The following is a 14843-nucleotide window of genomic DNA, read 5'->3' on the forward strand; positions in this document are numbered from 1 at the left end:
CCTCTTCAGTGGCGCTTGGTGGCTCAGTGGCGATTACGGCTGCGGGACGGCTTCTCATGGATCTCCGGCAGCGCCAGCACGCGCTCCTTCTCCGCGTCGGACAGCGCGGGCAGCAGGTTGATGCCGATGATGCGTTCGAGTTCCGGGATCGGGACCACGTTCGCCTTGGCGTCCGCCGTGTTCTCGACGAACCAGGCGGCGCCGGCGCGCTGGCGCGGGCTGTACACGAGTTTATACAAATGGGTCGGGACGAGCACGTTGCCGATCTTCTTCAGGTCCGAGCCGAGGAAGGCCGGCCCGGTCACGACGTACAGGTCGCCCTCCTTCTTCGCCATCCTGCGCACGGCGCCCTCGATGCCCGCCCACAGGTTGCGGTTGTTCTCGCCGTCCTGCGGCACGATGTTGGCGAGACTGAAGCTGTCGCGCTGGCTGTCGCGGTCCGGCATGTCGCCGTTCGGCGCCATGTGCCCGCGGTCGTAGCCGCTGCGCGCATAGTCCGCCAGTTCCGCGCGCTCGTTCGAGGGCAGGCGCGGCTCTGGATGGAAGGAGTTTTCGCGCGACAATTCCTGCGCCGCGGCGATATTCTGCGCCTGCAGGTGTTCGGCCGACCACAGCGGCGTGCGCGTAATGCCGGAGTGCAGCACGCTGAACACATTGAAGCACAGCGTTTCCGTGGCCTTGTCCAGCTTGGGATTCGTGATGCGCGGCGCCTGGCCGTCGACGAAATGGTCGGCGCACGATTGCGGCCGCGGCGCGCCGGCGCCGCTGGATGCTTCGGCATGCGGCTGCGCGGCCGGCGGGTTCGTGGATCCGCGCTGGCAGGCGCCCAGCGACAACAGGGACGCGAGCACAAGCGCTGGCGTGAACAACTTCTTGAACATGATGAGTCGGCGAGATCAAAGATTGCGACATTTTAGCCGACGCGCGCTTGCGCTTCCTCATGCGTTTTCATATTGCATACCCGCGCACGGTTGCACGCACGCGCATGCATTTCCTACTGGAATGCTATAGAATCCCGGTTTCAAAAAGTTAAGTACATTTGTCCAAATTAAATGGCGATGGATAAGCCCTCCATACCCGAGGACCTCCGGCGCTTTGTGCTGACCAGCATTCCCTCGGTCCCCTTCCTGGAAGCGCTGCTGCTGATGCGCGCCGATCCGGACCAGGCATGGCGCCGCGAGACGCTCGCGCGCCGGCTGTACGTGCGCGAAAAGACCGCGGAAGACCTGCTGGCCGAGCTGTGCACGGCAAGGATCGCCGTTGCCTGCCCCGCTGCCGGCGCCGGCGGCTACCGCTATGCGCCGGCCGACGCCGGCCTGCGCGACCGCATCGACCGACTGGCCGACCTGTATGCGACCCACCTGGTCGAAGTCACCCACCTGATCCACTCATCCCTCGACCGCAAGGCCCAGCAATTTGCGGACGCCTTCAAATGGCGAAAGGATTCATGATGGCGATTACCATTTATGCGCTGTGCACCCTGACGTCGCTCGCCTGCGCGTGGCTGCTGCTGGGCAGCTACCGGCGCACCGGGCACCGCCTCCTGTTCTGGAGCGGCGCCTCGTTCGTGGCGATGACCGTGAATAACGTGTTCCTGGTGCTGGACAAGGTCGTGTTCCCCGACGTCTACCTGTTGCCCGTGCGGCAGGTGTCGGCCCTCGTGTCCGTGCTGCTGCTGCTGTACGGCCTGATCTACGAGAAGGAATGATATGCAAAATGAATTGAGCGACCTGTTCGCCGGCGCCATCGCGATGGCCTCGTTCGTCATCGCGCTGTTCTTCCTGCGTTTCTGGCGCAGTTCGCGCGACCGCTTCTTCCTGTACTTCGCGCTGTCGTTCGGCATCGAAGGCGTGCACCGGATCGTGTCCGCGCTCACCTTCGACGACAACGAGGACTCGCCGCTGCACTACCTGGTGCGGTTGCTGGCCTATGGCCTCATCCTGTGGGCGATCCTGGAAAAGAACCTGCCGGCGCGCCGCGCGCAGGGCGCCGACGACCGTTAGCGTGCGCCTGGCCGCCCTGCCCTGCGCCATAATCGGCCGCCACACCACTATCGGGAGGACAGCATGACGGAACAGGACAAACGCAAGGACGAGGCGTCGCAGAACATCCAGCGCGCCGACCCGGGGCCTTCGCAGCGCGCGCACGACCGCTCGGAAAACCTGCTGCCGGACGACGACACCGAGGACGGCCGCTACGACGTGGCCGAGGAAGTGAACCTCGACCAGCAGTCGGATCAGCTGCGCCGCGTGGGCAAGGCGCCGAAGGACATCCCTAAGCCGTAACGCCCATGCGCAGGCCCTCGATCGTGTGGGCCTGCTCGATGTTTTCCAGCGCCGGCACGATGCGGCAGCGCAGGTGGTCACGCACCTCGGCCGGCAGCGCATCCCAGTAACCTTGCGTCACCTGCAGGTCGTGCTTCTCGGCGTTGCGGCCGTCCGGCGCGTCGACGCCCAGCACGAGCACGGGCCGCGATTGCCGGCTGCGGTTGGCCGTGCCGCGGTGGATCGTCAGGGCCGACCGCGCCGAGATGTCGCCCACTTGCGGCAGCTTGCGCTGGGCGCGCGCCTCGTAGCGCGGGTACAGCGATTTATCGGGGAACATCAGGTCGCCGCCGGTGAGATCGTCCCATTGCGTGCCCGGCGCGATCTCGAACGGGCCGATCTCTTCCGTCACATCGACCGTCGTGAGGTTGAAGGCGAGCGAATTCAGGCGGCGCCCGACGAGCGTCTCGGGCGGCGACGGGAAGTCGCGGTGCCACGGCTGGTGCATGGCGCCCGGGAACGGAATGTCGAAGCCCACTTCCACGATCTTGTAGTCCGGCCCCAGCACGGCCCGGCACACGGCGACGACCCACGGATGCGTCGCCAGGTCGACGAAGCCGCGCAGCCGCTCCGGATGCACCTCCACGTAGTAGCGGCACGGGCCGCGTTCCAGCGCCCCGTTCGGCCGCGCGCGCGCCTCGGCGAACAGGGTTTCGATGTCTTCCTTGACCTGCGCGACCCAGGCCGCGCTGAAGGCGCCCTTGCAGGCGATGATACCGTCGCCGTACAGGCCACCCATGATGGCGCCCACCTCGTAACCGGCGCCCTCGTTCGATACTTGCATGCTGTTCTCCTTGCGGGGTTTTTCCCGCCCTCGCGGGCACATCCTACCGATCTTCCACGGCGGGCGGCGCCCGGCTGTCCGCTGAGCAGTTGACAGCCGGGCGCGCAACTTCTACAGTCGAAGCACGATGAATTTACCATCTTGCGCATGCATTCCGCGGTGACGATGCAGGGACGGGTGCTGTTCCTGTGCGACCGTCCCGTGTCCGATCCCGCCGTCGGCACCGTGGCCGCCGAGATGGGCTATGACCTCGTGCGCGCCCGTACGCTCGACGAGGCGCTCGCGCATACCGGACATGGCGACGACGTACCGGGCTTCGCGCTCGTCCTGGCCGGTTATTCCGGCGATGCCGCGGCGCTGTTCGACAGCGTCCGCCGCCTGCGCGCCGCGCTGCCGCACACGCCCGTGATCGCGCACGGCATCCCCGCGGCGCCCACGTTCACGCTCGAGTCGCTGTACGATGCCGGCGCGCTCGCCGTGCTGCACGAGCCGGTCTCGATCCCGATCCTGAAGGCCAAGGCGCGCTTCTTCCTGGAAGCGTATGCGACGGCGGCCGAGCGGCGCCGGGCCGAAGCCGCGCTGCAGGATACCCGTGCGCGCCTCGAAGCCACCATCGCCGCCGCCGAGGTGGCCGTGTGGTCGCTCGACATCGCCAGCGGCCGGGTCAGCGCGGATGCCCGCATGATCGAGATGTTCGGACTGCGCCCCGAGGACGCGGCCGGCGTGGACCTGGCGGCGTACTTCGCCGTCATCCATCCGGACGACGTGCCGCCCACGCAGGCGCTGCTCGGCCGCGCGATGGAATCGGGGGCGCGGTACGAGGCCACGTTCCGCGTCCGCACGCCGGTCGGGGCCTGGCGCTGGGTCCTGGCGCGCGGCCAGCTGGACCGCGCCGCCGGCGCGCGCGGGATGATGCGGGGCGTCGTGATCGATGCCTCGCTGCGCAAACAAACCGAAGAGCAGCTGCAGGCCAGCGAGGAGCGTTACCGTACGCTGTTCGAGGCCATCGACCAGGGCGTGTGCGTCATCGAAATGCTGTACGACGCGGTTGGCCGCCCGTGCGACTACCGCTTCCTCGAGGTCAACCCGGCATTCGTCCGGGCCACCGGGCTCGAGGACGCCGTCGGGCGCACCATGCGGTCGATGGCGCCGGACCACCAGCCGCGCTGGCTCGAGGTCTACGGCAAGGTCGCGGCCACGGGCGAACCGGTCCATTTCGTCGACGAGGCCGCGCAGCTCGGGCGCTGGTACGACGTGGTCGCGGCGCGCGTCGGGCCCGTGGGCAGCCGCAAGGTGGTCGTACTGTTCACCGACATCACGCAGCGCCGCCGCACGGAAGTCGAATTGCGCCGCCTCGCCGACGACCTGGCCGCGCAGGACCGCCGCAAGACCGAATTCCTCGCCACGCTCGCGCACGAGCTGCGCAACCCGCTGGCGCCGATCCGCAGCGGCCTGCAGCTGATGCGCAGGGCGCGCTCCGATCCGGCCGCCCTGGCGCGCGTGCAGGACATCATGGACCGCCAGCTGGACCATCTCGTGCACCTCGTCGACGACCTGCTCGACGTGGCCCGCATCACGCGCGGCCAGGTCGAGCTCAAGCCGGCGCTGGTCGCGCTCGCCGACGTGCTGAACTCGGCGGTGGAGACGAGCCTGCCGCTGATCGAGGCCGCGCGCCACCGGCTCGACGTGCGCCTGCCGCACGAGCCCCTGACCTTGTACGCGGACGCCACGCGCATCACGCAGGTCGTCAGCAACCTGCTGAACAACGCGGCCAAGTACACCCCGCGCGGCGGTCACATCGTGCTGGCCGCGGAACGCGACGGCGACCAGGCGCTGATCGCGGTATCGGACAACGGCATCGGCATCCCGTCCGAATCGATTCACGAGGTCTTCCGGATGTTCACCCAGGCGGCCCACGCCGCGCGCCACGTGCCGGGCGGACTGGGCATCGGGCTGTCGCTCGTGAAGAGCCTCGTCGAACTGCACGGCGGGACGATCCAGGCGGCGAGCGCGGGGTCGGGTACGGGCAGCGTCTTCACAGTGCGCCTGCCGCTGGCCCGGCGCGGCGCGGACGAGAATGCCGCGCCGCAGGCGCTCGATCCCGACGCGGGCGCCATTGCCGCCCTGCGCCTGCTGGTCGTGGACGACAACCGCGACGCGGCCGATACGCTGGCCGCGCTGTTGTCCGTCATGGGCCACGACGTCGTGGTGGCGCACGACGGCCATCAGGCGCTGCGCATGCTGGACGGCCTGCATCCGAACGCCGTCTTCCTCGACATCGGCATGCGCGGCCTGTCCGGCTACGAAGTCGCCCGGGCCGTGCGCCAGGAACCGCGCCACGACGGCATCATGCTCGTCGCGCTCACCGGCTGGGGCGGCGCCGACGACCGGGCGCGCACCGCGCAGGCCGGATTCGATGCCCATCTCACCAAGCCGGCGACGATCGCGGCGATCGAATCGGTGCTGCGCGCCGTCGCGGTGCGCGGCGGGCGCTCACCAGCCGATCGCTAGCAGGCGCGCCGCCATGCGCGGCCAGCATAGCGTTGCGACCTCGTCGCGCGTGGCCCAGCGCCAGGCATCCATCTCGGGCGTCGGCGCGCCCGTGACGTGGTGGGCATACATGCTCGTGCAGTTCAGGTGGGTCAGGTCCGGCATGGACGCGCCCACGTCCACCCGGAACAGGTGCAGCGCCTTGTCGCGGCGGTAGTCGAAGCGGCCCAGGTCGCGGAACGCCTCCGGCGCGAACGCCAGCCCCGTCTCTTCCCGCAGCTCGCGCATGGCCGCTTCCAGCAGCAATTCCCCCGGGTCCTGCAAGCCTTTCGGGATGTCCCAGCGCGGCGTATGCGTCACGTGGCCCAGCAACAGGCGGCCCCCGGCGTCGACGACGAGGGTGCCGCAGGAGACGGCGACGGTCTTCATCGCAGCGTGCGCGCGGCCGCGGCCAGCGCCTGTTCCAGCGCCTCCAGGCTGACCGGCTTGGTCAAATGCTGGTCGAAGCCCGCCTCGTGCGACTGCGCCTGGTCGCTCTGGGCGCCCCACCCCGTCAGCGCGATGAGCACGATCTGGCGCACGCCCTGGCTCTTGCGGATCGCGCGCGCCACTTCATAACCGCTCATGCCGGGCAGGCCGATGTCGAGCAGCACGAGGTCCGGGTGCACGTCGAGCGCCGTCTGCAGGCCGCGCGGTCCGTCGCGCGCGACCCACGTCGTGTGGCCGAGCGCTTCCAGCAGCGCGACGAGGCTGTCGGCCGCATCGGCATTGTCGTCGACCACGAGCACGCGCAACGCCGTCGGCGCTTGCGGGGCGGCGGCGGCCGTGCCGGCCGGACGGGCGTGCGGCGAACCCGGATGCAGCGGCAGGCGTACGGTGAAAGTGCTGCCGTGGCCGCGTCCGGCGGAAAACGCGCTGACGCGGCCGCCGTGCAGTTCGACGAGGCGGCGCACGAGCGACAGCCCGATGCCCAGCCCACCCTGGGCCCGATCGAGGCTGCCGCGCACCTGCGTGAACATTTCGAAGACGGAACCGATCGCGTCAGGCGGGATGCCGATGCCCGTGTCGGACACGGCGACGGCGGCGTGCCCGTCCTCGCGCCACGCCGTCAGCAGGACGCGGCCGCCGGCCGGTGTGTACTTGGCGGCGTTGTTGAGGAGATTCGACAGCACCTGCACCATGCGCGTGACGTCCGCCTCCAGCGGCAGCGGCTCGGCCGGCAGGTCGACGTCGAGCCGGTGGCCGTGGCTCTCGATCAGCGCGGCGCTCGTCTCCAGCGCCATCTGCACGATCACCTTGAGGTCGACGGCTTCCCGTTTGAGTTCGATCTTGCCGCGCGTGATGCGGGCGATGTCCAGCAGGTCGTCGACGAGGTGGATCAGGTGCCCCAGCTGGCGGTCCATCATCGCGTGCACGCGCGCCGTGGCCTCCGCGTCGCGCGGCGCCATGCGCAGCAGGTCCAGGCCCGTCCGGATCGGCGCCAGCGGGTTGCGCAGCTCGTGCGCCAGCGTCGCGAGGAATTCGCTCTTGCGGTGGTCCGCTTCCGACAGGTCGGCCGCGACGCGGCGCAGCTCGTCCTCGGACCGCTTTTGCGCCGTGATGTCGCGCGTGATCGTCGCGAGGCCGATGTTGTGGCCGTCCGCGTCGCGCACCGCGAAGCCCTTGAAATAGACGGGGATCGGTTCGCGCCCGTCGGGCTGGTCGAGCCGCAGTTCGCCTTCCCACTGGGCCGCGCTCCCCGTGAGCGCCGCCATCACGTGGTCGCGCACGAACGGCCGGTCTTCGCGCGGAAAGAAGTCGATCATGCGCCAGGCCGCGATATTGGTGCGGGCGTCGAGGCCGGCCATGCGGCACCCTGCCGGGTTCAGATAGATGCCGCCGTCATCGGGCGTGAAGATGCCGATGAAGTCGGACGACTGCTCCGCCACCGCGGCCAGGCGGTGGATACCCTCCTCGGCCCGGCGGCGGTCGGTCTCGTCGCGGAAGTACAGCGCGAGCCCGCCGGCGTCGGCGCCCGACGCCTCCATCGGAAACGAGTTGATCTCGAACCAGCGGTTCTGGGCGTCGTCGTAGGCTTCGATGCGGCTGCGCGTGCGTTCTTGAGCCGTGCGCCGCAGCGCTTGCTCCTGCGGGGTGCCGCGCATGCGCGCGAACAGGTCCCAGAACTGCGCCCCGACCAGTTCCGCGCGCTGCCTTCCCGTGACGGCTTCCGCGGCGCCGTTCGCGTACGTGATGCGCCACGCCGGATCGAGGGCGATGAAGCCGTCGCTCATGCTCTCCAGGATCGCGCGCGAGCGGTGTTCGGCCGCCTGGCGTTCGGCGGCCTCGTGGCGCTGGCCGATCACGAGCGAGGCCGTGTTGGCGAGCAGCGCCAGCGCCGCTTCTTCCTGCGGGCCGGGCAGGCGCCGTTCGCGGTAGTACAGGGTGAACGTGCCGAGGACGGCCCCGGACGGGGCCAGTATCGGCAGCGCACGCGCCGCGCGCAGCCCGTGCGCCTGCGCGGGCGCCAGGTGCTGCCGCCACAGCGGGTCGGCGTCGATGTCGGCGCTGACGATCGGCTCGCCGCGCCACGCGGCACTGCCCGCCGCGCCGGCCACCGGGCCGATGGGCACCGCGTCGATCGCATGCTGGAAGTCGGCGGGCAGCGACGGCGCCGCCGCGTGGTGCAGGCGGCCGTCGGGCGCGGCCAGCTGCACGGACGCGAGGGCCGCACCGCCGCTGTAGTCTTCCGCCGTGCGCGCCAGCACGTCGAGCACGTCGCCCAGCGGCGCGTCGGTGACGGCCAGCTCCAGCGCGCCGCGCTGGCCGATGGCGAGCAGGTTGGCGCGCGTCCGCTCCGTCACGTCGACGCCGTGCAGCAGCACGCCCGAGATGCTGCCGTCCGGGTCGCGCAACGCCATGCAGACGAAGTCGAGGAAGTGCTCTTCCAGTCCGGGGTGCGCATCGTCGTCCCGGCCTTGCAGAAGCAGGCGGACATTATGGCCTTCGATAGCCTCGCCGCTGCCGTAGACGCGGTCGAGCACGTCGATGAAGCCCTGCCCCGCCAGTTCCGGCAGCGCGGCACGCACGGGCCGCTGCGCGAGCGGCCGGTTGGCGGCCAGTTCCAGGTAGCGCTGGTTGGCCATCTCGATCACGTGCTCCGGGCCGCTCATCACGCACATGATGGCGGGCGCGCGGTGGAAGATGTCGCGCATGCGGTCGCTGGCCGCCTGCAGCTCGCGCAGCAGGCGTTCGCGCTCGGCCTCGGCCTGGCGCCGGCTCTCTTCCAGCCGCTGCTCGCTCTCGGCCAGGCGCTCGGCAGCCAGCTTTTCCGTCGTGGCGTCGCGGATGATCTTGGCGAAGCCGACGTGGACGCCCGCCTCGTCGCGCAGCGGCACCATCACCCCGTCGGCGAAGAAGCGCGTGCCGTCGCGCCGCACGTGCCAGCGGCGGTCCTCGGCGCGGCCGTGGTCGAGGGCGCGCCGGGCCTCCTGCTCGGGCTGGCCGTGCGCCATGTCGTCCGGCGTGAACAGCAGGTCGGCGCTGCGGCCGATCACGCTGCCGGGGTCCCACCCCGTGATCGCGGCGGCGCCGCCTTCCCATTCGGTCACGACGCGGTCGACGTCGGTGCCGATGAAGGCATAGTCGCGGATGTTGTCGAGAATGAGGCGCAGCCTTGTGTCGCGCGAGCGCAGCTGGGCGCGGTGGCGTTCTTCCTCGATGCGCGCCAGTTCCGCGTTCTTGCGGTACAGGTCGATGAAGACGGCGACCTTGGCGCGCAGGACCACGGGATTGAAGGGTTTGGTGAGGTAGTCGACCGCGCCCAGCGCGTACGCGCGCTCGAGCGGGAATTCGTCGGCGTCGCCGGCGGTGAGAAAGATGATGGGCAGGCTGTGCGTTCGCGGATGCTCGCGGATCAGCTCGGCCAGCTCGAAACCGTTCATCGTCGGCATCCGCACGTCCAGCAGCACGACGGCGAAATCGCGGGCGAGCACTTCGCGCAAGGCGGCTTCGCCCGACGTCACCGACACGAGCGCCTGGCCCAGGTCCGCCAGGATGGCTTCCAGCACCGCCAGGTTGGCCGGCTGGTCATCGACGAGCAGGATCTTGGTGGTCTGGTCGGAGGCCATCAGTTGTCTGGCGAAAGAATTGATGCAAATAATGCAATGTATTCCGGCCCCTGCTGAAAGTCAATTGTGCGCGGCCTGACGCCGCCCGCCTCCAAACTAGCGGCTGGCTTTCGGCGGAACTGGAGTTTGTTTTGATGACGTTTCCCTTCCTGTCCCGGACAGGGCAGTTTTCCTTCCTTAACAATCCTTTCGAAGCATGGGCGGCGGCATTGGCGGTGACGGCCGGCACCGCCATCGGCATGGTGTTCGTGCGCGCCTTCGTGCTGCGCCGCATGGAGACACTGTCGCGCCGCACGGGCACCCGGCTGGACGACTTCGTCACGCGGATGTTGTCGCAAACCTATCTGTTGTTCATCGTCGTGTTCGCGATGTACTTCGGCAGCACCTTCCTCGACCTCACGGACAAGCAGGACAAGTTCGTCACGCGCATCGCGATCGCGTCGCTGCTGCTGCAGGCGGCCATCTGGGGCGACACGGGGCTGCGCGCCTGGCGCGACCAGTTCAGCATCGGTCCCGTCGACGGCGAACGGCGCGCGTCCAGCAGCGTGCTGTGCTTCATCTCGCGGCTGCTGCTGTGGGTGGTCGTCACCTTGATGATCCTCGACAATTTCGGGATCAATATCACGACGCTGGTCGCCAGCCTGGGCATCGGCGGCGTGGCCGTCGCGCTCGCGACGCAGAACATCCTGGGCGACCTGTTCGCGTCGCTCTCGATCATGCTGGACAAGCCGTTCGAGGTCGGCGATTTCATCATCGTCGGCGACGTGCTCGGCTCCGTCGAGCACATCGGCCTCAAGACGACGCGCGTGCGCGGGCTCGGCGGCGAACAGGTCGTGTTCTCGAACGGCGAACTGCTGAAAAGCCGCATCCACAACCACAAGCGCATGCAGACGCGGCGGGTGGCGTTCGTGCTGCGCGTGGCGTACGGCATGCCCGAGGAACTGCTGTGCCGCATCCCGCACATCATCCGCGACATCGTCGCGAGCAAACCGAATATCGATTTCGAACGGGCCCACTTCTTCAGCTGGGGGCAATGGTCGCTCGACTTCGAGGTCGTGTACCACTACCGGAGCCCCGACTACATCCTGCACATGGATGCGCAGCAGGACATCTTCTTGGAGATCTACCGGCGCTTCCAGCAGGAGGGCATCGAGTTCGCGCATCCGCTGTCGATCGTGCGCCTCGCCGATCCCAAGCTGGCCGACAGCTTCCGCCGTGGCGGCGACGCGGCTCCGCCGCCGGGGCCGTCCTTTCACTAGATTTGTTGCAATGCATTAGCCAGACTCATCCTACAAGCCAGCTATAACCAGTCCTATTCCTCATGCATAACGTGCGCCTTACCATGGTTTCACCTCTTCCCGATCGGACGTCGTGAGACGCTGATCCGGCAGGGGGATTACATTGCACGTAACCAACTCAAGGAGAACGATCATGGCATCGAACAACCAACAAGGCGGTAACAAGGGCAACAACCAGAGCGGCGACACCAGCAACCGCGGTTTCGCATCGATGGACCCGCAGAAGCAGCGCGAAATCGCCTCGGAAGGCGGCAAGGCTGCCCACGCTTCGGGCAACGCCCACGAGTTCACGTCGGAAGAGGCACGCCGTGCCGGCTCGATGAGCCACAAGAACGACGGCGGCAGCCAGCAGAGCCAGGGCGGCGGCAGCCAGCAGAGCGGCAACAGCACCCGCGGCGGCACGCCGGAGCAGCATGCCAAGGCCGGCTCGCAGAGTCACAAGAACGACAACAAACGCTGATCCAGGCGTCTTGTCGACCGCAAACCGCTGGCTACGGCCGGCGGTTTTTTTATTTTCGTGACGCGTCCTGAAAATCCGTTCGTGCGCTGCCGCCATCGCATTGACGAGTGCGCCTTATCTTCGTGCACATCCAATTGTGCGGGGCAAAACGGTCGAGGGGTGATATATTTTTGGCACTATATTTCACATTCCTATTGTTCTGTAACCGTAAGTCATTACGGCATTTACCGCGGAACTGTGGGTCCGCCGCGACGGCAGAGATCACTATCGAACAGGATTAACGAATGAAAAAAAATATCGCCATTGTCGGTGCTGGATTTTCCGGAGCTGTCATCGCCAACCAGTTGGCCCACGCAGGCTACAACGTCGAGATCTTCGAGGCGCGCGACCATATCGCGGGCAATTGCCATTCGGAACGTGACAGCGAAACCGGGGTCATGGTCCACGTCTATGGTCCGCACATTTTTCACACCGATAACGAACGGGCTTGGGAATTCGTGAACCGCTTCGCCGAGTTCAAGCCCTATGTGAATCGCGTGAAGGCGATCACGAACAATCGCGTGTTCACCCTGCCGATCAACCTGCTGACGATCAACCAGTTCTTCGGCAAGACGTTCCGCCCGGCGGAAGCGCAGGCATTCATCCAGTCGCTGGGCGACAAATCGATCGAGAACCCGACGACGTTCGAGGAACAGGCGCTGCGCTTCGTCGGCCGCGAGCTGTACGAAGCGTTCTTCAAGACCTATACCATGAAGCAGTGGGGCCTGCATCCGAGCGAACTGCCGGCGAGCATCCTGAAACGCCTGCCCGTGCGCTTCAATTACGACGACAACTACTTCAACCACAAATACCAGGGCATGCCCGCGGACGGCTATACGGCGCTGGTGGAAAACGTCCTCAAGGTACCGGGCATCACCGTGCACCTGAGCACGCGTTTCGATCCGGCGTCCAAGTCCGACTACGACCACGTGTTCTACAGCGGCCCGATCGACGCGTGGTTCAATCACGTGGAAGGCCGCCTGCCCTACCGCACGCTGGATTTCGAAGTGTTCCGCGACGTCGGCGATTATCAGGGCAATGCCGTCATCAATTACTGCGACGATTCGAAATCCTATACCCGCATCACCGAACACAAGCATTTTTCGCCGTGGGAACAGCACGAGCGCACGGTCTGCTACATGGAATACAGCCGCCAGTGCGAGGAAAACGATACGCCGTACTACCCGATCCGCCAGGCGCGCGAAAAGGCCCAGCTGGAAAAATACGTGAACCTGGCGCGCACCGAGACGAACGTCACGTTCGTGGGCCGTCTCGGCACGTACCGCTACCTCGACATGGACGTGACGATCCACGAGGCCCTGCAGACCTCGGACAAATTCCTCGAGGCCGCGCGCGAGAACGTGCCGATGCCCGCGTTCGCGATCGATCCGCTGGCTTGAATCAGCGTGGCTCGATGATCACCGCCGCGCCGCCCGCCGCCGCCAGTTGCAGCGTCAGGGCGTCGCGCGCCGTGACCTCTATGTCGCGCACCTTGACGTTGTTCGGCGTGGCGCCGTCTTCCCAGATCGTGGCCTTGTAACGGCCGGCCGGCAGGAAGCCCAGCCTGACCTGCTTCGTGGTCGCGGCGTCATCCGCCGACATCGCGCCGACATACCAGTCGTTGCCGAGGCGGCGTGCGAGCACGATGTCCCGGCCCGGTTCGCCGGACAGAAAACGCGTCTCGTCCCAGGCGGTCGGCACGCGGCGGATGAAATCGAAGCCTTCGGCATCGCGATACGCGTCCGGGTCGTCCGACACCATTTGCAGCGGACTGTCGTACACCACGTACTTCGCCAGCTCCTGGCTGCGGCTGTTCTGGGTGAACGGCAGCACGTCGCGCACCTGAAAGGTCGCGGGTGTGCCGTTGCGGAAACCGCCCGGCGTGTAATCGATCGGACCGGCCAGCATGCGCGTGTAGGGCAGCATCAGGTTGTGCTCGGGCGTGACCTTCTTCTGCATCTTGTTCCACTCGGCGCCCATCACACCTTCCTGCGTGATGAAGTTCGGATACGTGCGCTGCAGGCCGGCCGGGACGTAGGCGCCGTGCAGGTCCAGCAGCAGATGGCGCCGGGCCGTGGCGGCCGCGACACGGTGGTAGAAGTCGACGACCTCCTGGTCGTCGCGGTTCATGAAGTCGATCTTGACGCCCTTGATGCCCCAGCGCGCGTACGTGTCGAGCACCTCGTCCATGCGGTTCCGCACATGTTCCCAGTGGGCCCACAGGATCAGCCCGACGCCCTTCTCCGCCGCGTACTGCACCAGGGCGGGCATGTCGATGCCCTCGGCGGCGCGGGTGATGTCCGTCGTCGGCAGCGCCTCGCAGCACCCGCTGCTGCCCAGCGCCCAGCCGGCGTCGATCAGGTAATACGGGAACCCGGATGCGGCGGCGAAGTCGATGAAGCGGCGGTAGGCGGCCATGTCCGGCTTCATGCCGGCCAACGGGCCCGACCACCAGTCCCAGGCGGCCTTGCCGGGCTTGACCCAGCTGAAATCGCCCTGCGGCGGCGGGTTCAGGTTCCCGACCAGGTTCGATGCGATCAGGTCGCCGGCCCGGTTGCCCAGCATCACGACGCGCCAGGCCGTCCGCAGCCCGGCGCGCGACTCGTACACGGGCGCGGCGCGGCCCGCCGCGGCCTGCCCCGGCGCCCCGGACAGATGCACGCGCAGGCCAGTGCCTTCGCGCCACAGCGACGCGCCCGTGTACCCTTCGAGCTGCGACTGGGTGATCGCATAGGCGGTCCGGCCCGACGGCGTGGTGCATACGACCGGAACGTCGTAGCCCTGGTTATCGCGCAGCTGGGACACTTTCTGGCGCGTGAACGGCACTTCGTGCGCGCCATCCACGACCGAGATCAGGCAAACCGGATCGCCGGCCGGCACGAAGGCCGTCTTTTCGCCGCGCAGGCGGACCGGCGCGTCGCCATCGATGCGGTAGCGGAATGCGACGCCGTCGTCGTAGGCGCGCACGTCGACGAGCAGGCGGCGCGTGCGGTCGGCGCGGTCGCGGAACACCAGCGTCGCGGCGCGGTAATGGTCGCGCGCGGCGGACGTTTTCGTGGCAACCAGGGGAATCTCGCGGTCCGTGGCCGTCCGGGTGACTTTTTCCAATGCGAGGGCGCCGAACTCGGGCGCGCCGTCGAATTCGAGGCCCAGGGGCGAGGTTGCGATCACCGTTTCGGAGCCACGCGTCACGGCGTAGCTGCCGCCATCCCGTGCGATCCTGATCGCGGCCCGGCCGTCCGGCGACGTCACCGTGACTTGTCCCGCGGGCGCCGCGCACGCGGCCCCGCTCGAGGCGGCCAGCACCGCTGCCGCCAGCGTATGCAATCGTATGTTCAT

Annotated in this window: 13 protein-coding genes; 8 read left to right on the plus strand and 5 right to left on the minus strand. The window is 67.7% G+C overall.

Annotated features, from left to right (window positions below):
• Positions 1 to 23: 23 nt before the first annotated feature.
• A complete protein-coding gene (locus BVG12_RS04435; protein WP_075791359.1) occupies positions 24 to 881 on the minus strand; it encodes a DNA/RNA non-specific endonuclease in 858 nt (285 codons plus the stop codon).
• Between the two features lie 177 nt (positions 882 to 1058).
• Between BVG12_RS04435 and BVG12_RS04440 the strand changes: the two genes are divergently transcribed.
• The 4 genes from BVG12_RS04440 (at position 1059) to BVG12_RS04455 (ending at position 2285) form a co-directional block, all read left to right on the plus strand.
• Positions 1059 to 1451, plus strand: coding sequence for a hypothetical protein (locus BVG12_RS04440; protein WP_075791360.1), 393 nt, complete (start codon positions 1059 to 1061; stop codon positions 1449 to 1451).
• Positions 1448 to 1708, plus strand: coding sequence for a DUF5985 family protein (locus BVG12_RS04445; protein WP_229503801.1), 261 nt, complete (start codon positions 1448 to 1450; stop codon positions 1706 to 1708). The genes BVG12_RS04440 and BVG12_RS04445 overlap by 4 nt, the downstream gene beginning before the upstream one ends.
• Position 1709: 1 nt before the next feature.
• A complete protein-coding gene (locus tag BVG12_RS04450; protein WP_075791362.1) occupies positions 1710 to 2003 on the plus strand; it encodes a DUF5985 family protein in 294 nt (97 codons plus the stop codon).
• Positions 2004 to 2066: 63 nt separating this feature from the next.
• Positions 2067 to 2285, plus strand: a complete 219-nt coding sequence (locus BVG12_RS04455; protein ID WP_075791363.1) for a hypothetical protein — start codon at positions 2067 to 2069, stop codon at positions 2283 to 2285.
• Here BVG12_RS04455 and BVG12_RS04460 read toward each other — a convergent pair.
• A complete protein-coding gene (locus BVG12_RS04460; protein ID WP_075791364.1) occupies positions 2275 to 3108 on the minus strand; it encodes a phytanoyl-CoA dioxygenase family protein in 834 nt (277 codons plus the stop codon). The genes BVG12_RS04455 and BVG12_RS04460 overlap by 11 nt on opposite strands.
• Before the next feature lie 147 nt (positions 3109 to 3255).
• Between BVG12_RS04460 and BVG12_RS04465 the strand changes: the two genes are divergently transcribed.
• Positions 3256 to 5619 carry a PAS domain-containing hybrid sensor histidine kinase/response regulator gene (locus BVG12_RS04465; protein WP_229503971.1) on the plus strand — a complete coding sequence of 788 codons (2364 nt, stop codon included), beginning with the start codon at positions 3256 to 3258 and terminating at the stop codon, positions 5617 to 5619.
• Here the strand turns inward: BVG12_RS04465 and BVG12_RS04470 are convergent.
• On the minus strand, positions 5602 to 6027 hold the full coding sequence (locus BVG12_RS04470) for an NUDIX hydrolase (RefSeq protein ID WP_075791365.1): 426 nt from the start codon (positions 6025 to 6027) through the stop codon (positions 5602 to 5604). The genes BVG12_RS04465 and BVG12_RS04470 overlap by 18 nt on opposite strands.
• Entirely contained in the window at positions 6024 to 9707 is a 3684-nt protein-coding gene (locus tag BVG12_RS33375) for a response regulator (RefSeq protein ID WP_083684554.1), read from the minus strand. The genes BVG12_RS04470 and BVG12_RS33375 overlap by 4 nt, the downstream gene beginning before the upstream one ends.
• Positions 9708 to 9841: 134 nt before the next feature.
• On the opposite strand from BVG12_RS33375, the gene BVG12_RS04500 reads away from it, so the two are divergent.
• From BVG12_RS04500 to glf, 3 genes are all read left to right on the plus strand, one after another.
• Complete coding sequence (locus BVG12_RS04500) at positions 9842 to 10966, plus strand: mechanosensitive ion channel family protein (protein WP_075791366.1); 1125 nt, start codon at positions 9842 to 9844, stop codon at positions 10964 to 10966.
• Between the two features lie 172 nt (positions 10967 to 11138).
• A complete protein-coding gene (locus BVG12_RS04505; RefSeq protein ID WP_075791367.1) occupies positions 11139 to 11465 on the plus strand; it encodes a KGG domain-containing protein in 327 nt (108 codons plus the stop codon).
• Between the two features lie 284 nt (positions 11466 to 11749).
• Positions 11750 to 12904: a UDP-galactopyranose mutase gene (gene glf / locus BVG12_RS04510; protein ID WP_075791368.1), complete on the plus strand. Its 1155-nt coding sequence runs from the start codon at positions 11750 to 11752 to the stop codon at positions 12902 to 12904.
• A 1-nt stretch (position 12905) separates the two neighbouring features.
• Here the strand turns inward: glf and BVG12_RS04515 are convergent, their stop codons facing one another.
• Entirely contained in the window at positions 12906 to 14843 is a 1938-nt protein-coding gene (locus BVG12_RS04515; protein ID WP_083684557.1) for a glycoside hydrolase family 97 protein, read from the minus strand.

It is taken from the genome of Massilia putida (assembly GCF_001941825.1).
Taxonomy (GTDB): Bacteria; Pseudomonadota; Gammaproteobacteria; order Burkholderiales; family Burkholderiaceae_D; genus Telluria; species Telluria putida.